This is a genomic window from Brevundimonas sp. GW821-FHT12E07, from assembly GCF_058807035.1.
In genome coordinates this window covers 147,413-166,055 of the sequence record NZ_JBXAQH010000002.1, presented here as the reverse complement: position 1 = coordinate 166,055, position 18,643 = coordinate 147,413, and the positions used below count along the sequence as shown (strand labels likewise).

Below are 18,643 nucleotides of genomic sequence, written 5' to 3'. Positions count from 1 at the left end.
CGATGGATGAGGTTTCGGCGCTGGAGATCACAATCCTCGGGTCCGGCTCGTCCGGCGGCGTGCCGCGCGGAGACGGCGACTGGGGCGTTTGCGATCCGGCCGAGCCGAAGAACCGCCGTACGCGCTGTTCGATGCTGGCGCGTCGAAACGGCCCGGCGGGCGTCACCAGCGTCCTGATCGACACTTCGCCGGACCTGCGCCAGCAGATGCTCGCGGCGAAGGCCACGTCCGTCGATGCGGTTCTCTATACCCACGACCACGCCGACCAGACCCACGGGATCGACGACCTCAGGGTCTTCGCCATCCGCCGCCGTGCCCGGATCCCGGCCTGGATGGACCAGGCCACGGCCGACGCGCTGCAGCCGCGATTTCCCTATATCTTCGAGAGCCAGCTGGGCTATCCGGCGCTGCTGGACCTCAATCTGATCCCGCCGCATGGCCAGCACTGGAGTGTTAACGGCCCCGGCGGCGAAGTTCCGGTCGTGACCTTCGACCAGGCCCACGGACCGATCCGCTCGGTCGGCTATCGGCTTGGAGACGTCAGCTATTCGAGCGACGTCTCGGATCTGGACGACGCGGCTCTGGACGCCGTGCGCGGATCGAAGCTCTGGATCGTCGACGCGCTGCGCTGGACGCCGCATCCGACGCACGCGACCGTCGATCAGGCCCTGGACTGGATCGCGCGCGCCGACGTCGAGCGCGCCGTGCTGACGAACCTGCACATCGACCTCGATTACAATGACTTGACCGCCAGAGTTCCGGCAAACGTTGAGGTCGGATACGACGGCTGGGCCGCGTCCATTCCGCTCTGACCCTATCACTTATTTCGCATAATATATCTTAGGCGCAAAACAGATCCATGGAAAACCGGACCTCCGCGGCGGCTCTCGCGACCCTCCAGCCGCCGTCCTGCCTGTCGGGTTTCGCCCTGACCGCCTTGCCCGCCCCCGCCGATGGCCGGCGCGATATCACCGCGCGTTTCGCCGTAAGCTGCCCGACCTGTGGCGGCGCGGATTTCCGGATCTCGGGCTTTCCCAAGACCGCGCCCGACCCGTCGCCGTATTTCGACGTGGCGCCCGGCGAAACCCTCTGGCGACCGCCGCATGGACTGACCTGCGTAAGCTGCGGTCGCGCGGCCCGGATCCTCGACGTTCGCACGGACGGCTATGACGGCGTCCTCAACGGCGGCGCCTCCTACGAAAGCGGCGTGGATGGCGAGGCCCAGGTCGACGGCGTTTTCCGCGTCACCGTCGTCGTCCTCTACAATATCGAGATCGACGAACTCGAAGAGCTGGCCGCCGAGGCCGGCGTGCGCGTGCCCGACCTGTTCGACTTCATCGAGATCCTGGGCGATCCTGTCGGCGACGGACCGCGCCTGAGTCTGGGCTATGAATGCGCCTGAGGCAGCGAAGGTTCTGACTCAGAATATCCACCCTGCGCTCTGATTTTATTAACAAACGAGACGAACCATGGCCGGCCTCAAGGACAAGCGCGGCTTCATCGACAAGGACCGTCTGGACCTGTCCGAGCGTCAGGCCGTCGAATACTGGATGAAGCGCTGGGGCGTGACCAGGGACCAGATCACCGCCGCCCACCGCAAGGTCGGCCGCATGACCAAGGACATCGCGGCCGAACTGGGCAAGAAGCGCTAGGCCCCTCGCCCGTCGCCTTGCCTCAGGGCTTCTGCTCCACCTTCGCGCCCTCCAGCCGCGGCGGGCTGTTGTAGCTGCGGGCGCTGGCGGCGACGTAGTCGGCGAAGGCCTGCGGGGTCTTCAGGACCTCGCCCTCGCTCCAGCCCGCGGCCAGCATATAGCGATATGTCCCGTCGGCGCGCGCGGGGATGCGATAGACGTGGTTGCCGCCGCGCGTCTCGACGAACTGGTAGCGGCCGTTCTCGTCGTCGGGCACGACCAGGGCGGTGCCAGCATAGAGGATCGGCGCCTGCTGCTGCAGCCCCTCGACGTCGTCGGGATTGCGCAGGGCCTCGGGCGCGGCGGTCACGACCAGATTCCCGTCCTGGACCTCGAAATTCTGGCCCGGCCGACGCCGGATGCCGACGGCGAAGTCGGCGCCTTGAGCGCCCGGCCGCCACGTCAGGAAGCGGGCCTCGGCGGTCGTATAGTTCTGGCCGGCCCAGGCGGCGTAGGTCTGCTCCAGGGCATAGGTCCCCTGCCCCGTGTTCCAGTTCATCGTGCGGATGCGGACCGTGCTGCGGACCGGCCCGTTGGTGATCACCTCGAAAGCGTAGCGGGTGTCGGACTGCTGGCCGGCGTTGAAGCGATGCTCGAGGTCGGCGGTGGGCGAGAAGCGCGGCCGCTGCAGCACATCGCCCTCGAACACCCCGATGCCGCCGCCGCCGAAGCTGTCGTCGACCGACTGGATGTCGGTGCCGTAGTCCGGGTTCTCGGCCGAGACGCCATAGCCGTCGAGGTTGCCCATATAGAGCCGGTTCGACATCAGCAGCGGTTTGCGCTTGGCGTAGATGTCGATGTCGGTCGGGAACCACAGCTTCCAGCCCACATTCTCGCTCTCCCAGAAGGGCACGGTGTGGCGCATGTAGGAGCCGATGGCCGCATGGGTGCGGTGCGGGTTCCAGCCGCGCTGCTGGAAGCCGCGATAGACGTAGAAGCGTTTGTGCTCCCCGGCCTTGAGGTCCGCGACGAAGACCAGCTCGTCCCAGATCCCGTCCTTGTCCAGGTCGTCGAACTGATAGTCCAGCGCCCGGCCGTTCGTCTCGCCGCGCCGCTCATGCGGCCCTTGGCGCGCCAGCTGGGCGGCGGTCGGGTCAGGCCGAGCCTCGCCGTCAGGATCCACCACGGTGGCGGTCAGCTCCTGAATGTCGGCCAGCATCGGCAGCTGGTCGCGGCGCAGGACGATGGGCTGACCCTTTCGATCCTCGTTCAGGTCATTGGCGATGACGATCTCGACCCGTTCGACGGGGATGAAGTCGCCCTGGGTGTACCAGCCGTGGCTCTGGGCGAAGGCCGAGCCCCCTGCCCCGCCGAGCGCCAGCCCCACCGCCGTGACGGTCCAAAGCACTCTTCCCATCGTCGTCCTCCGTCGGTCTGATGCCGATTTGTATGACGAATGTCGAGGAAAGCCGACGGAATGTCCACCGGTGTCAGGAGGTGCGCTGAAAGGAAGCGAAGTCAGCCGGGGACGCGCGCCGTCACGAAATCCCGGAACCCCGCCCGGGCAGTCTCCGAAGCGAAGGCGCGATGGGGAACGATGAAGGCGTTCTGGCCGCGCTCACGGATGACCAGATAGTCGCCGTCGTCCTCGATCCCCGCGATCTTCGCCCATTTCACGAAGTAGTCCGTCTTGCCCCGAGCGCCGCGAACGCCGTCGTCGTCGACAGTTAGCGTCCGCTCTTCGGGGCGATACCGGATCTGCGGATAGACCGCCATGAACACACAGCCGATCAGGCCGATGATCCCGCCCGAAACGAGGGCGTTCATCCAGTCGCCGTCATGACGAAGGGCCAGAAACAAGCCGATGGGCATCACCAGCATCAGGGCGTGGAACGGCCAGAGACGGCGCTTCCACGCCGTCTTGTACCAACGCCAGACCTCGTCACGCCGCAGGGCGTAGACGACGCTCAGGCTCACAGGTGGATCGTCCGCCCATAGGCGTCCAGCGCCGCCTCATGCATGGCTTCCGACATGGTCGGGTGCGGATAGACGATGCCGTGGATGTCTTCCTCGGTCGCTTCCATGGTGATGGCGGTGACATAGCCCTGGATCATCTCGGTGACCTCGTGGCCGATCATATGGGCGCCGATCAGGGCGCCGGTCTTGGCATCGAAGATGACCTTGACGAACCCGTCGACCTCGCCCGCCGCCACGGCCTTGCCGTTCACACGGAAGGGGAAGCGGCCGACCTTGACCTCCCGCTTGGCCTCGCGCGCGCCTTGCTCCGTGACGCCGACCGAGGCGACCTGGGGCTGGGTGTAGGTGCAGCCGGCGATCGGGGAGACGACGTTCGGGGTCTTGTAGCCGGCGATGTATTCGGCGGCGTGGATGCCCTCGTGCGAGGCCTTGTGGGCCAGCCAGGGGGCGCCGGCGCAGTCGCCGATGGCGAACAGCCCCTTCACATTGGTCTGGCAGTGGCTGTCGATGACGATATGGCCGCGGTCCAGGGTCACGCCCAGGGCCTCCAGACCGATGCCGTCGGTGTTGGCGGTGATGCCCACGGCCGAGATGCAGACCTCGGCTTCCAGGCTCTCGGCCTTGCCGCCGATCTCGACGTCGACCTTCACGCCCGAGGCTGTCTTGGTGACCTTGGACACCTTGGCGCCGACGCGGAACTTGATGCCGCGCTTCTCGAACGACTTCTGGGCGGCCTTGGAGACCTCCTCGTCCTCGACGGGCATGATGCGGTCCACGGCCTCGACGACCGTCACCTCGGAACCCAGGGCGCGGTAGAAGCTGGCGAACTCCAGACCGATGGCGCCCGAGCCGATGACCACGAAGGTCTTTGGCAGCTTCTTGGGAGCCAGGGCGTCGCGATAGGCCCAGATCTTGTCGCCGTCGGCCTCCAGACCGATCTGCGGCAGGGCGCGGGCGCGGGCGCCGACGGCCAGCATGACCGCCTTGGCCTCGACCGTGCGCGAACCGCCGGCCTTCAGATCGATGACCACCTTGGGAGCGGCCGGGCCCTTCTCGAGCTTGGCCGAGCCCTCGATGACCTCGATCTTGTTCTTCTTCATCAGGAAGGTGACGCCCTTGTTCATCGTCGACGCCACGCCGCGCGAGCGCTGGATGATGGCGTCGAAGTCGAAGGTCGCGCCGGAGGCGGACAGGCCGTAGTCCTTCAGATGGGACAGACTCTCGAACTTCTCGCCCGACTTGAGCAGGGCCTTGGTCGGGATACAGCCCCAGTTCAGGCAGATGCCGCCCAGGCTCTCGCGCTCGACGATGGCGACCTTCTGGCCCAGCTGCGCGGCGCGAATGGCCGCGACATAGCCGCCGGGGCCCGAACCGATGACGATGAGGTCGAATTCAACAGCCATGATCAGATCAACTTCTCTATGTCGGCCTGGATCGCCGAGGGTTCAGTCTGGGGGGAATAGCGGGCGACCACCCTTCCCTCCCGGTCGGTCAGGAATTTGGTGAAGTTCCACTTGATGGTCTTCGAGCCGAGGAAGCCGCGCTTCTGACTGGTCAGCCAGGCGTAGAGCGGGTGCCGGTGCGGGCCGTTGACCTCGACCTTGTCGAACATCGGGAACGACACGTCGAACTGGGTCGAGCAGAAGGTCGCGATCTCGTCGGCCAGTCCGGGCTCCTGATTGCCGAACTGGTTGCAGGGAAAGCCCAGGACCTCGAACGGCTGATCGGCGAACTGGCGGTGCAGGGTCTCCAGACCGGCGTACTGGCCGGTGAAGCCGCATTTGGACGCCGTGTTCACGATCAGCAGGGCCTGACCGCGAAACCGGTCGAAGGAGACCGGCTCGCCGTCGAGGCTCTGGGCGCTGAAGTCATAGACCGAGGTCATCGCGCTGACCTCAGGCCAGCATCGTCACGGGATCTTCGATCAGGGGCTTGAAGGCCTGCAGGAAGCGGGCGCCGGTGGCGCCGTCGACCACGCGGTGATCGCAGGTGACGGTGACCGTCATCACGGTCGCCACGGTCAGCTGGCCGTTCTTGACGACCGGACGCTGCTCGCCCGCGCCCACGCTCATGATCGCGCCCTGGGGCTCGTTGATGATCGAGGAGAACTGCTTGATCCCGAACATGCCCAGGTTGGACACCGAGAAGGTGCCGCCCTGGAACTCTTCCGGCTTCAGCTTGCGCTCACGCGCCCGCTTGGCCAGATCCTTCGACTCTACAGCGATTTGCGACAGGGTCTTGGTTTCAGCCTTGAAGATGATCGGGGTGATCAGACCGCCGTCGATCGCCACCGCCATCGCCACGTCGGCGTGGTGGTGCATCGCGATGCCCTCGGGGCTGTAGCTGGCGTTGGCTTCCGGCACCGCCTTCAGGGCCATGGCGGCGGCCTTGATGACGAAGTCGTTGACCGAGACCTTGACGCCCGACTTCTCGAGCAGGGCGTTGACCTTGGTCCGCGCGGCCAGCAGGGCGTCGATCTCGACGTCGATGGTCAGCGGGAAGTGCGGAACCTGCTGGATGGATTCGACCATGCGGCGGGCGATGGCCTTGCGCATGCCGTCCAGCGGGACGAGGTCGTAGCTGCCGTCCGGAATGCCCATCTGGGCCAGGGACTGGACCTTACGGAACTCCGGCGAAGGCGCGGAAGCGGCGGCCGGAGCCTTGGCGGCCCCGCCCTTTCCGGCGGCCTCGACGTCGCGCTTGACCACGCGACCGTGCGGACCGGTGCCCGCAATGGACTTCAGGTCCAGACCGGCTTGGGCGGCCAGACGGCGGGCCAGAGGCGAGGAGAAGACGCGTTCGCCCGAAGCGGCCTTCGGCGCGGCCGGAGCCGGCGCGGCGGCAGCGGCCGGAGCCGGAGCAGCAGCGGCAGGCGCGGCGGCCTTCGGAGCCTCAGCCGCAGCAGGCGCGGCCTTGGGCGCGGGAGCGGCGGCGCCGCCCTCGTCCTTCAGGCGGGCGATCGGGGTGTTGACCTTCACGCCCTCGGTGCCTTCGGGCACCAGGATGTCGGTGATCTCGCCCTCGTCGACGGCCTCGACTTCCATCGTGGCCTTGTCGGTCTCGATCTCGGCGATCACGTCGCCGGCCTTGACCACGTCGCCGGCCTTGACGTGCCACTTGGCCAGAACGCCCTCTTCCATGGTGGGCGACAGGGCGGGCATCAGGATGTCGGTCATCAGGCATTGCCTCCCTTCAAAACGGTGGGCTCGGTGACGGTGGCGACATTGTCAGCCTTGATCACCTCGCTGAGCCCCTGAAGAATGCGGTTATAGGCCGCCTTCTCGTCATGGCCGTGCCGCAGGGCGTAGCCATGGGCCATGTGCCGGGCCGCGATGGCCAGCAGCTCGCCGAACTTGGCGGGATCGCTGAAGGCGGGTTTCACCGCCATCACCGGCTCCTTGTTCGACCACCACATGCGGATGACCTCGATCGCGTCCGGATCGGCCGCGACGCTGTCGGGCACCGTCAGCTCGAATTCGGCCGGTCCGCTCACGCCATCACCGCCTTCACGGCCGCGACGATCTTGTCCACGCCCGGCAGGGAGAGGATTTCGAGGTTGGCGGCGTAGGGCAGAGGCACGTCTTCCTGGTGGACCCGCAACGGCGGGGCGTCGAGGTAGTCGAAGGCGTGCTCGATCACCCGGGCCACGACCTCGGCGCCGACGCCCATCGGCCCCCAGCCTTCCTCGGCCGAGACCAGACGGCTGGTCTTCTTGACGCTGGCGACGATGGTTTCGTGGTCCAGCGGACGCAGGGTGCGCAGGTCGATGACCTCGCAGCTGATGCCGTCCTCGGCCAGCTTCTCGGCGGCCTGCAGGGCGAAGCCGACCATGCGGGCGTGGGCCGTGATGGTGACGTCCGTGCCTTCGCGGCGAACCTTGGCCTTGCCGATCGGGACGATGTAGTCCTCGACCTCGGGCACGTCAAACTCGATGCCGTACATCATCTCGTGCTCGAGGAAGACGACGGGGTTCGGGTCGCGGATCGCGGCCTTGAGCAGGCCCTTGGCGTCGGCCGAGTCGTAAGGGGCGACGACCTTCAGGCCCGGCACCTGGGCGTACCAGGCCGAATAGTCCTGGCTGTGCTGGGCGCCGACGCGGCTGGCGGCGCCGTTGGGACCGCGGAACACGATGGGCGCGCGGATCTGGCCGCCCGACATGTAGAGGGTCTTGGCCGCCGAGTTGATGATGTGGTCGATGGCCTGCATGGCGAAGTTGAACGTCATGAACTCGACGATCGGCTTCAGACCCGACATGGCGGCGCCGACGCCCAGGCCGGCGAAGCCGTGCTCGGTGATCGGGGTGTCGACCACGCGGCGGTCGCCGAACTCCTGCAGCAACTCCCGGCTGACCTTGTAGGCGCCCTGGTACTGGGCGACTTCCTCGCCGATCAGGAAGACGGCCTCGTCACGGCGCATTTCCTCGGCCATGGCGTCGCGCAGGGCGTCGCGCACGGTCGTCTTGACCAGCTTGGTCCCTTCCGGGAACTCGGGATCGCGCAGCTCGACCTTCGGAGCGGCGACCGGGGCGGCGGCAGCAGGAGCGGCGGCCTCTTCCTTCGGCGCTTCAGCCGGAGCGGCTTCGGCAGGCGCGGCGGCGGCGGCCGGGGCCTTGGCGCCGGCGTCGTCGCCGGACAGGCGGGCGATCAGGGCGTTGACCTTCACGCCTTCTGTGCCTTCCGGCACCAGGATTTCCAGTACCTCGCCCTCGTCGACGGCCTCGACTTCCATCGTGGCCTTGTCGGTTTCGATCTCGGCGATGACGTCACCGGCCTTGACGGTGTCGCCGGCCTTGATGTGCCATTTCGTCAGCGTGCCCTCTTCCATGGTGGGGGACAGCGCCGGCATCAGAATATCGGTCACGGATCAGGCCTCTACGTAGACGTCGGTATAGAGCTCGGACGGATCCGGCTCCGGGCTCTCTTGAGCGAACTGCACGGCCTCGGCGACGATGGCCTTGATCTCGTTGTCGATCGCCTTCAGCTCGTCCTCGGTGGCCTTGGCCTCCTCCAGTAGCAGCTTGACGTGATCGATCGGGTCGCGGGTCTTCTTGACCTCGTCGACCTCTTCCTTGGACCGGTATTTGGCCGGGTCGGACATGGAGTGACCGCGATAGCGGTAGGTCTTCACCTCGAGGATGAAGGGCCCCTCGCCTGCCCGGGCGCGGGCCACGGCGCGTTCGACCGCATCCTTGACCGCCAGGACGTCCATGCCGTCGACCTGCTCGCCCGGGATGCCGAACGAGGCGCCGCGCATATAGAGTTCGGTCGTGGAGGACGAGCGCTCGATGCTCGTGCCCATGGCGTACTGGTTGTTCTCGATGATGTAGATGGCCGGCAGCTTCCACAGCTGGGCCATGTTGAAGCTCTCGTAGACCTGACCCTGGTTCGAGGCGCCGTCGCCGAAATAGACGAAGGCGACCGAGTCATCGCCGCGGTACTTGCCCGCGAAGGCCAGGCCGGTGCCCAGCGCCACCTGGGCGCCGACGATGCCGTGACCGCCGTAGAAGCCGGTCGGCACGTCGAACATGTGCATCGAGCCGCCCTTGCCCTTGGACGAACCGCCCGAGCGGCCGGTCAGCTCGGCCATCACTTCCTTGGGGTCCATCCCGGCGGCCAGCATGTGGCCGTGGTCGCGATAGCCGGTGATGATCTTGTCGTGGCCCTGTTTGACGCTCTCCTGAACGCCCACGGCGACGGCTTCCTGGCCGATGTACAGGTGGCAGAAGCCCCCGATCAGCCCCATGCCGTACAGTTGGCCCGCGCGCTCCTCGAAGCGGCGGATCAGCACCATCTCGCGATAGTAGCGGAGCAGGTCTTCCTTGGACGCTGTGGGCGTGTTCGGGATCTTGTCGGTCTTTGCCGCGGGTTTCGCGGCGGTCTTAGCGGAGGGGGCTTTCGCCATCCGGCATCTCCCGGCTGGAGCCCCGAAGAACCACACTGGCTTCAGGGCTTCTTATCGTTACGGAAAGCGGCTTTAGCAGCCTTCGATCCTGTAACGCAAAGCGAGCCGGTCCGGCTGTAACAATAGTTCAGGAAGCCATAACTTTTGCGTCCGGGCCGACCGGAGCCGAAACATGCACCACATAGTCGCGAGGGTCGGCGAAGCCGAGCACGACACGGGCCCGCTCCTCGAGCAGATCGCGCGACAGGCTATTGGTTCGCAGATAGCGGGCGCGGACCTCCAGGTCGGCGCGTTTCTGGCTAAGCTCGGTGAGTTGGGCCTCGCGCTCGGCCAGCAGGGCGTCGCGGGCATGGCCGCTGAGCAGGCCCCGTTCGCCCGTCATCGCCTGAACGCCGAGGTAGGCGAACAAAAGCAACAGGAAGGCGGACAGGGAATACGGTTTCATCCGTTCGGGCAAAGCGAACGCTCCTTCTGAGCGTGGGTACAGTTGACCGAACATCACCGAAAATGCCTAACAAACGGTAGCTTGACCATAAGTTCGTAACCTTTGTTTCAACCGTGAAACCGGGATTCGACGAACCGTGGACGCGTGGGGGATGCAGGCAGTCTAATACAGACAGACCCGCCGGTCGGGGCTGCCGACGGGCGGGTCTGTGGAGGAACGGCGTTGGTCGGTGGACAGACCTGAGGCCTGCCCCCTTCCCCTTTTATTTCAGCAGCATGCCGTCGCCGTAATAGGCGCCCTGGTCGCCCAGCATCTCTTCGATGCGGAGCAGCTGGTTGTATTTGGCCGTGCGGTCCGAACGGGCCAGGGAGCCGGTCTTGATCTGTCCGCAGTTGGTGGCGACGGCCAGGTCGGCGATGGTCGAGTCCTCGGTCTCGCCCGAACGGTGGCTCATCACCGAGGTGTAGCCGGCGCGATTGGCCATATCGACCGCATCCAGAGTCTCCGAAAGCGTGCCGATCTGGTTGACCTTGATCAGGATCGAGTTGGCCAGGCCCTCGCCGATGCCGGCGGCCAGACGGGCCGGGTTGGTCACGAACAGATCGTCGCCGACCAGCTGGATGCGGTCGCCCAGGCGCTCGGTCAGCAGCTTCCAGCCGTCGAAGTCGTCCTCGGCGCAGCCGTCCTCGATCGAGACGATCGGGAAGCGCTCGCACAGGTCGGCAAGGTAGCCCACCATGCCGTCGGCGTCGAAGGACTTGCCCTCGCCGGTCAGCTCGTACTTGCCCTTCTTGAAGAACTCGGTCGAGGCGACGTCGAGGCCCAGGTGGAAGTCCTCACCGGCCAGATAGCCGGCCGACTGGCCCGCCTTGGTGATGAAGCTCAGGGCTTCCTCGGCCGAGGCCAGGTTGGGGGCAAAGCCGCCCTCGTCGCCGACGTTGGTGTTGTGACCGGCGTCCTTCAGGGCCTTCTTCAGGGCGTGGAAGATCTCCGAACCCATGCGCAGGGCTTCGGAGAAGCTCTCGGCGCCGGTCGGCAGGATCATGAACTCCTGGATGTCGATCGGATTGTCGGCATGCATGCCGCCGTTGATGATGTTCATCATCGGGGTGGGCAGGACGCGGGCCGAGACGCCGCCGACGTAGCGGTAGAGCGGCAGGCCGGCCGAGATGGCGCTGGCCTTGGCGACGGCGAGCGAGACGCCGAGGATGGCGTTGGCGCCCAGGCGGCCCTTGTTCTCGGTGCCGTCCAGCGCGATCATCGCCTCGTCGATGCGGCGCTGGTCTTCCGCGTCCATGCCTGACAGGGCGTCGAAGATCTCGCCGTTGACGGCGTCGACCGCGTTCTGGACGCCCTTGCCGCCCCACAGACCCTTGTCGCCGTCACGCAGTTCAACGGCCTCGTGGGCGCCGGTCGAGGCGCCCGAGGGCACGGCGGCGCGGCCGAAGGAGCCGTCGTCCAGGGTCACATCGACCTCGACGGTCGGATTGCCACGGCTGTCGAGGATCTGGCGGGCGACGATGTCGGCGATGTCGGTCATTCAGGCGCTGCTCTGGCGGATGATTTCGGGAATGCCTCGGGGTTTAGCCCGCGACCGCCGAAACTTAAACCCGCAAGCGTCCGGTTGCAGATCAGCCGCAGCTTTCGGCCAGCTGGATCGACGGGCCGCCCGCATGGACCGCCGTCACCTTGCCGTCGGTCCCGACCTCGAAGCGGACGCCGCGCGCCTCCGGGTCGGCGACATACTGGGTCGAGCCGCCTTTGGCCCAGACATAGAGGTCCTGGGCCGGAGCCGGTTCGTATTTGGCCGGGTGGACGATCACGCCGCCGCCGTAGGCCGCCTTGATCGCAGAGCCTTCCGAGCCGACGCCGAAGCCCTTGGCCGTCTTCACTGTCGCGCCTTCGTGCAGGCTGATCCGGGTGACGTGGCCCAGCTCGGCCATGACCATGACCCCGGCGGGCGCGCGCGAGGGGTGGAAGATGTTGCAGCCGGACGGGTCATTGATGGGGGTGTCGGACATGCCGGACAGGGCCTGAACCTCGCCGATGCTCTGACCGATGCGAATCGCTCCGATGCCGTCGGGGGTCAGCAGATTCGGGTCGATGGAGGCGGTCTCGACCGGGGCAGTGGCGGCGGGCGCCTCGGCCTTCTCTGCGGGCTTTGACCGGTCACAGGCCGCCAGGACCAGAACGGGCGCGAGGACGGCGACGGTCGTCAGGGCGAGGGCGCGGCGAATCATGGGCAGGGCTCCGAAGGTCGAAGCCCGACTGTAACGCACGAAAACGGCGCGCGAGGCTATCGCGCGCCGTTCAATTCCCGGTCAGCCGCATCAGCGGCCAAACACCTGAAAGAACTAGTCTTCCTTGGGCGTCAGAACCTGACGGCCGCGGTAGGTGCCGGTCTTCAGGTCGATGTGGTGCGAGCGGCGCAGCTCGCCCGTGTCCTTGTCCTCGGTGTAGGCGTTCGAGGTCAGGGCGTCGTGGGCGCGGCGCATGTTGCGACGCGAGGGGGATACTTTGCGCTTCGGAACAGCCATGTCCGTCTCAATCTCAGGGCTCGGCGCTTCCGGGGAGGAAACGCGAAAAACAGAAGCGGCGGCCCATCGGTGAGCCGCCTGCGAGCGGGGGCTTATGCCGGAACACGCCCGAAGTTTCAAGGGGCAGTTTCGCCTCTCAGGAACCCGGGTCGATCAGCCGCTCCGCGACTGCCTCGCCGATGGCCAGGGAGCTGGTCAGGCCGGGGCTTTCGATGCCGAACAGGGCCATCAGCCCCTCGATGCCGTGATCCTCGGCGCCACGCAGCTGGAAGTCGGGCTGGGGCTCGCCGGGGCCGTGCAGCTTGGGCCGGATGCCGGCGTAGTCGGGCGTCAGGGCGCCGTCGGGCAGGCCGGGCCAGAAGCGGCGGATATAGCGGGCGAACTCTTCCGCCTTCGCCGGATCGACCGAATAGTCCTCGGTCTCGACATAGACGAGGTCCGGCCCGAACACGGCCTGACCGCCCAGATCCTTGCGGTAGTGGGTGCCCAGCGCCCCCGCGATGGGCGGCGGATAGATCAGCCGGTCGAACGGGGCCTTGCCGGTCAGGCGGAAATAGATGCCCTTGCCGAAATGGCCTGCCGGGATGCGGTCGGCGGGATAGCCCTCGATCAGGCCGGCGACGTGCTGGGACTGCAGTCCCGGGGCGGTGACCAGGAAGCGGGTGGTGAGCGTGGCTCCACCCTCCCCGCCCGCCGTGATCGTGAAGCCCCCGCCCGGCAGGGGCTCGGCGCGTTCGAAGGGGGTCGACAGGACCACCGAGCCGCCCGCGTCCTCGATCTCGCCCTGCAGGGCCAGCATATAGTCGTGGCTGGCGAACAGGCCGCTCTCGGGCGACAGGATGGCCGCATGGGCGTTCAGCGCCGGCTCCATGGCCCGCGCCTGGGCCCCGGTCAGATGCTCCAGCCCCTCGACGCCGTTGGTCGTGGCCTGTTTGAAGATGTCCTCGATATGGGCGACCTCGCCCTCTTCCGTCGCCACGACCAGCTTGCCGCATTTGCGGTAGTCGATCTTGTGGCTTTCGAGGAAGGCATACAGCGCCCGACGCCCCTCGACGCAGAAGCGCGCCTTCAGCGACCCGGTCGGATAGTAGAGGCCGCCGTGGATGACCTCGGAGTTCCGCGAGGAGACGCCCTGGCCGATATGGCCTTCCTTCTCCAGCACCAGAACGGTCAGGCCGCGCTTCGCCAGCGCCCGTCCACAGGCCAGACCCACGGCCCCTGCCCCTACCACGGTCGCGTCGAAGTCGAAGGCCATGGTCATCCGTACCTGCGTTTGGCCTCGGCCTCGAAGCTGGAGATCAGCTTGGACACGGCCAGATCGAAGTTGGCGTTCAGCATGGCGTTCAGGATCGGGCTCCTGAAGGCGAAGTCGATCATGAACTCCAGCCGGGTCCCGGCCGGGTCCTCATGGAAGTCCCAACGGTTCTTCAGATGCTTGAACGGCCCGCGGATCAGGCCGACCTCGACGCGCGGCAGATTGGTGTCATGGCGCACCCAGGTCGAGAACCGCTCCTTCAGGAAGGAAAAGCCCACCTGGGCCTCGGCGTCGAGCAGGGTCACGCCCGGCGCCTCCTCGCGCGCGTTCCAGACGCGCATCGAGGTGACCCACTTCACGAAGTCCGGATAGGCGCGCACGTCCGCCACCAGCGCGGCGAGCTGGGCGGGTTCATAGGGCAGGATGCGGGTGACGCGGTGGAGAGCCAAACTCAGTCTGTCGGTCGGGGAGCGGCGACGCTCGGCGGATTGAGAGAAAGCCGTTCCAGAACGTCGATCCCGTTGGTCATGCCGATAAACAGCACGCACCAGAATGCCAATGGCAGAAGCTCGGCCGCAATGACGATGGCCGCCAGCTGAAGCCGACCGGTCCTGCGCAGCACCAGGGCGACGACGGCGATCCCGACCACGATGGCGACATAGGCCAGCCAGACCGGGTTTGCGCTCAAGGGCAGAGGCCCGGCCGCCAGGGTCGTCAGAAGGGCGACATCGGCGAAGGCCGCGAAGAGCCCGATCCGGAACAGAAGGCTCCAGACCGGGGCGGTGTCAGCCCTCAACGCCTGTTCTGACCTTCACGCGCCGCCTTCAGCCGGGCGAAGTCGTCGCCGGCGTGGTGCGAGGAGCGCGTCAGGGGCGACGAGGACACCATCAGGAAACCCTTGGCCCGGGCGATGGCCTCATAGGCCTTGAACTCTTCCGGCGTGACGAAGCGCTCGATGGCCGCGTGCTTGCGGGTCGGCGCCAGGTACTGGCCGATGGTGATGAAGTCGACGCCGGCGGAGCGCATGTCGTCCATGACCTGCATGACCTCCTCCTTGGTCTCGCCCAGACCGACCATGATGCCGGACTTGGTGAACTGGTTGGGGTCGCGCTCCTTGACCATCTGCAACAGGCGCAGGGAGTGGAAGTAGCGGGCGCCGGGCCGGATCTTCAGATAGAGGCGCGGCACGGTTTCGAGGTTGTGGTTGAAGACGTCGGGCTTCGCATCGATCATCACCTCGGCCGCCCCGTCCTTGCGCAGGAAGTCGGGGGTCAGGATCTCGATGGTCGTCTGGGGCGCCTGCAGGCGGATCTGGCGCACGACCTCGGCGAAGTGGGCGGCGCCGCCGTCGGCGACGTCATCGCGGTCCACCGAGGTGATCACCACGTGGTTCAGGCCCATCTGCTGAACGGCCAGGCCGACCTTGCCCGGCTCTTCCGGATCCAGCGGCTGGGGCAGGCCCGTCTTGACGTTGCAGAAGGCGCAGGCCCGCGTGCAGGTGTCGCCCATGATCATCAGGGTGGCGTGCTTCTGGCTCCAGCACTCGCCGATGTTCGGGCAGGCGGCCTCTTCGCAGACCGTCACCAGCCCCTTGGAGCGGACGATGTCCTTTGTGGCGTTGTACTGGCCCGAGCCGGGCGCCTTGACCCGCAGCCAGTCCGGCTTCTTGAGCACCGCCGATTCCGGGCGGTTCTGCTTCTCGGGGTGACGCAGGGCGGACGGCGACGTCTTCAGGGTGTCGATCAGGGTGACCATGGCCGGTATTTCGTCTTTCCGGGCCCGGAAGGCAAGGCAGGCGGCCAGCACGACTGGTTTCAGCGTTCGCAGGCGGGAACGGCTTCACGCGACGTAACTTATCTTTTCAAGCCGCGCCGAGGGCACTAGGTTCCGCCGCCTGATGCGAGGAAGCCGTGGAGCTTCCCGGAGGAGATTACCGCTTGCCGTTCGCCCCGAACTCCAGCGCCCTTAAGCCGGCCGCCTATGAAGAGACCCTGTTCGACGCCCTGATCGCGGCGCGGGCGCGGTTCGGCGACAAGGAGATCCTGGAGGACCAGGACCGCAAGCCCATCACCTACACCGGCCTGATCCGCGCCGCCTTCGTGCTGGGCCGCAAGATCGCCGCCATGACCGAACCGGGCGAGCGGGTCGGCGTCCTGCTGCCGTCGTCGATGGGGGTGGTCGTCACCTTCTTCGGCCTGCACGCCTTCGGCCGGGTGCCGGTGATGCTTAACTTCACCGCAGGCGAGGCCAATCTGAAGGCGGCGCTGGCGACCTCGGGCGTCAAACGCATCCTCTCGGCCAAGCGCTTCATCCAGCAGGCCAAGCTGGAGGAGCTGACCGACGCGCTCGGCAAGGTCGCCGAGATCACCTGGTTGGACGACGTCCGCGCCACCATCGGCCTGCCGGACAAGCTCTTCGGCCTGGCCGCGGGCATCGCGCCCAGGCGTTTCCGCACGAAGACCGACCCGAACGGGCCGGGCGTGGTCCTGTTCACCTCCGGCAGCTTCGGCGCGCCCAAGGGCGTGGTCCTCAGCCAGACCAATCTGGTCGCCAACGCCCGTCAGGTGGCGCTGCACATCGACCTGAAGCCCGAGTGGGTGATGTTCAACCCGCTGCCGACATTCCACTCCTTCGGCCTGACGGGCGGGGTCATCCTCCCGCTGCTGCAGGGGATGAAGGCGTTCGAATACCCCTCCCCGCTGCACGCCAAACAGATCACCGACCTGCTCCCGCAGGTGAAGGCCTCGATCCTGTTCGCGACCGACACCTTCCTGAACCAGTACGCCCGCGTCGCCGAGCCGGACGACTTCGCCACGCTTCAGTTCGCCGTGGCCGGGGCCGAGAAGGTCCGCGACGAGACCCGGCACATCTTCAACACCAAGTTCGGCGGCGTGGCCCTGCTGGAAGGCTATGGGGCGACCGAGGCCGCGCCCGTGGTCGCCGTGAACCACCCGGACCGCAACCGGCCGGGCTCGGTCGGCCAGATCCTGCCGGGCATCGAATACCGCATCGACGAGGTGCCGGGCATCACCGGCGGCGGCCGCCTGTACCTGCGCGGCCCGAACGTCATGGAAGGCTATATCTCGCCGGAGGACCCTGAGGCGCTGGATCCGCTGGCCGACGGCTGGCACGACACCGGCGACATCGTCGACATCGACGAGGAAGGCTATGTCACCATCCTCGGCCGGGTGAAGCGCTTCGCCAAGATCGGCGGCGAGATGGTCTCCCTGACCGCCGTCGAGGGTCTGGCCTCGGCCGTCTGGCCCGACAACCGTCATGCCGTTGTCTCAGTGCCTGATAGCCGCAAGGGCGAGAAGCTGGTGCTGGTCACCGACAATGCGGCCGCGACCTCGGCCCGCCTGTCGGAATGGGCCCGCGACCACGGCGCCCCCGAACTGGCCATCCCCAAGAAGATCATCACCGTCGCCGAGGTCCCGGTTCTGGGCACCGGCAAGACGGACTATGTGGCGATCCAGAAGATGGTCGAGGCGGCGTAGGGCCGCCTAACCGATCCGCACGCCCGTCATCGAGATGGAGCCGCCGACGATCTCGTCGTTGAAGAAGGCGACGGGCTCGCCGGGCTTATGCTGGGCCGCGATATAGAGCAGCGGCAGATAGTGTTCGTCGGTGGGGACGCTGAGCTGGGCGTCCTCGGCCAGATGGACCCAGTCGATCAGGGCGTCGTGATCGCCGCTGACGAAGGCCGCCTTGACCGCCTCGTTGAAGCTGGCGGCCCAGGGATAGGGGCCGTCGTCCTCCGTCCGCTTCCAGGTGCGCAGGTTGTGGACGAAATCGCCGGAGCCGGCGATGACGATCCCCTCCTCCCGCAGCGGCCTGAGCGCCTTGGCCAGCTCATAGTGCTGACGCGCGGTCAGGTCGCGATTGAGGGACAGCTGGACGACGGGCACATCGGCCTCGGGCCAGACATGGACCAGCACCGACCAGGTCCCGTGATCCAGACCCCACTGCTCGACCGGCAGGGCGCCGGCCAGTTCGGCGACGCGCGCCGCCAGTTCCGGCGATCCCGGCGCGGGGTACTGGACCGCATGCAGCGCCGGCGGGAAGCCGCCGAAGTCATGGATGGTCTCAGGCCGCGCCTGTGCGGTCACGCCCAGCCCACGGGTCTCCCAGTGGGCCGAGATCATGACCACGCCCTTCGGCTTGCCCACCGCCTGCCCCAGCTCGCGCCAGGCCGCCGTATAGGGGCCGCCGAGCGCATTCATGGGAGAGCCGTGGCCGAAGAAGATCGCCGGTTGGGTGGTCATCGCCTTAGCCGTGCAGCTTCTTCGCGATCTCGGCGATATGCTTGCCCTGATGGCGGGCGCCGCCGAGGTCGATGTCCGAAGGCTGACGCGAGCCGTCGCCGCCGGTGATGGTGGTGGCGCCGTAGGGGCTGCCGCCGTGGATGGCTTCCAGCGTCATCTGCTCCTGATAGTTATAGGGCAGACCGACGACGACCAGACCGTGGTGCAGCAGGGTCGGGATGAAGCCGAGGATGGTCGATTCCTGACCGCCGTGCTGGGTCGCGGTCGAGGTGAAGACGCCGCCGACCTTGCCGATCAGGCCGCCCGAGAACCACAGACCGCCGGTCTGGTCCCAGAAGGCGCGCATCTGCGAGGCGACGGTGCCGAAGCGGGTGCCGGCGCCGACGATGATGGCGTCATAGTTCTTGAGGTCGTCGACGGTGGCGATCGGGGCCGCCTGGTCCAGCTTGTAGTGCGAGGCCTTGGCCAGCTCTTCCGGCACGGTCTCGGGGACGCGCTTGATGTCGACGGTCACGCCCTCGACCGAGCCCGCGCCTTCGGCGACGGCTTGCGCCATCGTCTCGAGATGGCCGTAGGTGGAATGATAGAGAACCAGAACCTTCGCCATGGGGCGCTCCTTGAGAATGAGGGAC

At 66.9% G+C, this 18,643-nt stretch carries 22 protein-coding genes; 4 read left to right on the top strand and 18 right to left on the bottom strand.

Annotation, left to right across the window (positions count from 1 at the left end; translation table 11 throughout):
• Positions 1 to 2 precede the first annotated feature (2 nt).
• The 3 genes from AC1ROD_RS08890 to AC1ROD_RS08880 all read left to right on the top strand — a co-directional run bounded on the left by AC1ROD_RS08890 (position 3) and on the right by AC1ROD_RS08880 (position 1,652).
• Positions 3 to 812 (top strand): MBL fold metallo-hydrolase, encoded by an 810-nt coding sequence (locus AC1ROD_RS08890; RefSeq protein WP_492947901.1) that lies wholly within the window; start codon positions 3 to 5, stop codon positions 810 to 812.
• Between the two features lie 47 nt (positions 813 to 859).
• A complete protein-coding gene (locus AC1ROD_RS08885; protein ID WP_492947900.1) occupies positions 860 to 1,402 on the top strand; it encodes a hypothetical protein in 543 nt (180 codons plus the stop codon).
• A gap of 67 nt (positions 1,403 to 1,469) precedes the next feature.
• The gene (locus AC1ROD_RS08880) at positions 1,470 to 1,652 is read left to right on the top strand and encodes a DUF3606 domain-containing protein (RefSeq protein ID WP_047413801.1); all 183 of its coding nucleotides are present in this window, start codon (positions 1,470 to 1,472) and stop codon (positions 1,650 to 1,652) included.
• Between the two features lie 22 nt (positions 1,653 to 1,674).
• Here the strand turns inward: AC1ROD_RS08880 and AC1ROD_RS08875 are convergent, their stop codons facing one another.
• From AC1ROD_RS08875 to lipA, 16 genes are all read right to left on the bottom strand, one after another.
• Positions 1,675 to 3,048, bottom strand: coding sequence for a DUF4861 family protein (locus tag AC1ROD_RS08875; RefSeq protein WP_492947899.1), 1,374 nt, complete (start codon positions 3,046 to 3,048; stop codon positions 1,675 to 1,677).
• Between the two features lie 101 nt (positions 3,049 to 3,149).
• A complete protein-coding gene (locus AC1ROD_RS08870; protein ID WP_492947898.1) occupies positions 3,150 to 3,608 on the bottom strand; it encodes a YcxB family protein in 459 nt (152 codons plus the stop codon).
• Positions 3,605 to 5,011 carry a dihydrolipoyl dehydrogenase gene (gene lpdA, locus AC1ROD_RS08865; RefSeq protein WP_492947897.1) on the bottom strand — a complete coding sequence of 469 codons (1,407 nt, stop codon included), beginning with the start codon at positions 5,009 to 5,011 and terminating at the stop codon, positions 3,605 to 3,607. The genes AC1ROD_RS08870 and lpdA overlap by 4 nt, the downstream gene beginning before the upstream one ends.
• A gap of 2 nt (positions 5,012 to 5,013) precedes the next feature.
• Positions 5,014 to 5,493, bottom strand: coding sequence for a glutathione peroxidase (locus AC1ROD_RS08860; RefSeq protein WP_492947896.1), 480 nt, complete (start codon positions 5,491 to 5,493; stop codon positions 5,014 to 5,016).
• Positions 5,494 to 5,503: 10 nt separating this feature from the next.
• Positions 5,504 to 6,787 carry a pyruvate dehydrogenase complex dihydrolipoamide acetyltransferase gene (locus AC1ROD_RS08855; RefSeq protein WP_492948430.1) on the bottom strand — a complete coding sequence of 428 codons (1,284 nt, stop codon included), beginning with the start codon at positions 6,785 to 6,787 and terminating at the stop codon, positions 5,504 to 5,506.
• Entirely contained in the window at positions 6,784 to 7,101 is a 318-nt protein-coding gene (locus AC1ROD_RS08850; RefSeq protein ID WP_492947895.1) for a DUF5076 domain-containing protein, read from the bottom strand. The genes AC1ROD_RS08855 and AC1ROD_RS08850 overlap by 4 nt, the downstream gene beginning before the upstream one ends.
• Positions 7,098 to 8,468 carry a pyruvate dehydrogenase complex E1 component subunit beta gene (locus AC1ROD_RS08845; RefSeq protein ID WP_492947894.1) on the bottom strand — a complete coding sequence of 457 codons (1,371 nt, stop codon included), beginning with the start codon at positions 8,466 to 8,468 and terminating at the stop codon, positions 7,098 to 7,100. The genes AC1ROD_RS08850 and AC1ROD_RS08845 overlap by 4 nt, the downstream gene beginning before the upstream one ends.
• 3 nt (positions 8,469 to 8,471) lie before the next feature.
• Positions 8,472 to 9,509: a pyruvate dehydrogenase (acetyl-transferring) E1 component subunit alpha gene (pdhA, locus tag AC1ROD_RS08840; protein WP_492947893.1), complete on the bottom strand. Its 1,038-nt coding sequence runs from the start codon at positions 9,507 to 9,509 to the stop codon at positions 8,472 to 8,474.
• A gap of 127 nt (positions 9,510 to 9,636) precedes the next feature.
• Positions 9,637 to 9,954 (bottom strand): FtsB family cell division protein, encoded by a 318-nt coding sequence (locus AC1ROD_RS08835; RefSeq protein ID WP_492947892.1) that lies wholly within the window; start codon positions 9,952 to 9,954, stop codon positions 9,637 to 9,639.
• A 262-nt stretch (positions 9,955 to 10,216) separates the two neighbouring features.
• Positions 10,217 to 11,494 carry a phosphopyruvate hydratase gene (gene eno, locus AC1ROD_RS08830; protein WP_207931839.1) on the bottom strand — a complete coding sequence of 426 codons (1,278 nt, stop codon included), beginning with the start codon at positions 11,492 to 11,494 and terminating at the stop codon, positions 10,217 to 10,219.
• 91 nt (positions 11,495 to 11,585) lie between these two features.
• On the bottom strand, positions 11,586 to 12,194 hold the full coding sequence (locus AC1ROD_RS08825; protein ID WP_492947891.1) for a hypothetical protein: 609 nt from the start codon (positions 12,192 to 12,194) through the stop codon (positions 11,586 to 11,588).
• Between the two features lie 114 nt (positions 12,195 to 12,308).
• Positions 12,309 to 12,491 carry a 50S ribosomal protein L32 gene (rpmF, locus tag AC1ROD_RS08820; RefSeq protein ID WP_207931837.1) on the bottom strand — a complete coding sequence of 61 codons (183 nt, stop codon included), beginning with the start codon at positions 12,489 to 12,491 and terminating at the stop codon, positions 12,309 to 12,311.
• 136 nt (positions 12,492 to 12,627) lie between these two features.
• Positions 12,628 to 13,746, bottom strand: coding sequence for an NAD(P)/FAD-dependent oxidoreductase (locus AC1ROD_RS08815; protein WP_492948429.1), 1,119 nt, complete (start codon positions 13,744 to 13,746; stop codon positions 12,628 to 12,630).
• A 2-nt stretch (positions 13,747 to 13,748) separates the two neighbouring features.
• Positions 13,749 to 14,195, bottom strand: a complete 447-nt coding sequence (locus tag AC1ROD_RS08810) for a type II toxin-antitoxin system RatA family toxin (protein ID WP_492947890.1) — start codon at positions 14,193 to 14,195, stop codon at positions 13,749 to 13,751.
• A 2-nt stretch (positions 14,196 to 14,197) separates the two neighbouring features.
• Positions 14,198 to 14,542 (bottom strand): hypothetical protein, encoded by a 345-nt coding sequence (locus AC1ROD_RS08805; RefSeq protein ID WP_492947889.1) that lies wholly within the window; start codon positions 14,540 to 14,542, stop codon positions 14,198 to 14,200.
• Positions 14,539 to 15,501 carry a lipoyl synthase gene (lipA, locus tag AC1ROD_RS08800; protein WP_492947888.1) on the bottom strand — a complete coding sequence of 321 codons (963 nt, stop codon included), beginning with the start codon at positions 15,499 to 15,501 and terminating at the stop codon, positions 14,539 to 14,541. The genes AC1ROD_RS08805 and lipA overlap by 4 nt, the downstream gene beginning before the upstream one ends.
• A gap of 182 nt (positions 15,502 to 15,683) precedes the next feature.
• Between lipA and AC1ROD_RS08795 the strand changes: the two genes are divergently transcribed.
• Positions 15,684 to 17,243: an AMP-binding protein gene (locus AC1ROD_RS08795; RefSeq protein ID WP_492947887.1), complete on the top strand. Its 1,560-nt coding sequence runs from the start codon at positions 15,684 to 15,686 to the stop codon at positions 17,241 to 17,243.
• A gap of 6 nt (positions 17,244 to 17,249) precedes the next feature.
• On the opposite strand, the gene ygiD is transcribed toward AC1ROD_RS08795, so the two are convergent.
• Together ygiD and wrbA are read right to left on the bottom strand one after the other, a co-directional pair.
• Positions 17,250 to 18,011, bottom strand: coding sequence for a 4,5-DOPA-extradiol-dioxygenase (ygiD, locus tag AC1ROD_RS08790; protein WP_492947886.1), 762 nt, complete (start codon positions 18,009 to 18,011; stop codon positions 17,250 to 17,252).
• A 4-nt stretch (positions 18,012 to 18,015) separates the two neighbouring features.
• Entirely contained in the window at positions 18,016 to 18,618 is a 603-nt protein-coding gene (wrbA, locus tag AC1ROD_RS08785) for an NAD(P)H:quinone oxidoreductase (protein WP_492947885.1), read from the bottom strand.
• Between the last annotated feature and the right edge of the window lie 25 nt (positions 18,619 to 18,643).

Coding starts and splice junctions, on each gene's coding strand:
- AC1ROD_RS08890 (WP_492947901.1), top strand. CDS start 3: ATGGATGAGGTTTCGGCGCTGGAGATCACAATCCTCGGGTCCGGCTCG.
- AC1ROD_RS08885 (WP_492947900.1), top strand. CDS start 860: ATGGAAAACCGGACCTCCGCGGCGGCTCTCGCGACCCTCCAGCCGCCG.
- AC1ROD_RS08880 (WP_047413801.1), top strand. CDS start 1,470: ATGGCCGGCCTCAAGGACAAGCGCGGCTTCATCGACAAGGACCGTCTG.
- AC1ROD_RS08875 (WP_492947899.1), bottom strand. CDS start 3,048: ATGGGAAGAGTGCTTTGGACCGTCACGGCGGTGGGGCTGGCGCTCGGC.
- lpdA (WP_492947897.1), bottom strand. CDS start 5,011: ATGGCTGTTGAATTCGACCTCATCGTCATCGGTTCGGGCCCCGGCGGC.
- AC1ROD_RS08860 (WP_492947896.1), bottom strand. CDS start 5,493: ATGACCTCGGTCTATGACTTCAGCGCCCAGAGCCTCGACGGCGAGCCG.
- pdhA (WP_492947893.1), bottom strand. CDS start 9,509: ATGGCGAAAGCCCCCTCCGCTAAGACCGCCGCGAAACCCGCGGCAAAG.
- AC1ROD_RS08835 (WP_492947892.1), bottom strand. CDS start 9,954: ATGAAACCGTATTCCCTGTCCGCCTTCCTGTTGCTTTTGTTCGCCTAC.
- eno (WP_207931839.1), bottom strand. CDS start 11,494: ATGACCGACATCGCCGACATCGTCGCCCGCCAGATCCTCGACAGCCGT.
- AC1ROD_RS08825 (WP_492947891.1), bottom strand. CDS start 12,194: ATGATTCGCCGCGCCCTCGCCCTGACGACCGTCGCCGTCCTCGCGCCC.
- rpmF (WP_207931837.1), bottom strand. CDS start 12,491: ATGGCTGTTCCGAAGCGCAAAGTATCCCCCTCGCGTCGCAACATGCGC.
- AC1ROD_RS08815 (WP_492948429.1), bottom strand. CDS start 13,746: ATGGCCTTCGACTTCGACGCGACCGTGGTAGGGGCAGGGGCCGTGGGT.
- lipA (WP_492947888.1), bottom strand. CDS start 15,501: ATGGTCACCCTGATCGACACCCTGAAGACGTCGCCGTCCGCCCTGCGT.
- ygiD (WP_492947886.1), bottom strand. CDS start 18,011: ATGACCACCCAACCGGCGATCTTCTTCGGCCACGGCTCTCCCATGAAT.
- wrbA (WP_492947885.1), bottom strand. CDS start 18,618: ATGGCGAAGGTTCTGGTTCTCTATCATTCCACCTACGGCCATCTCGAG.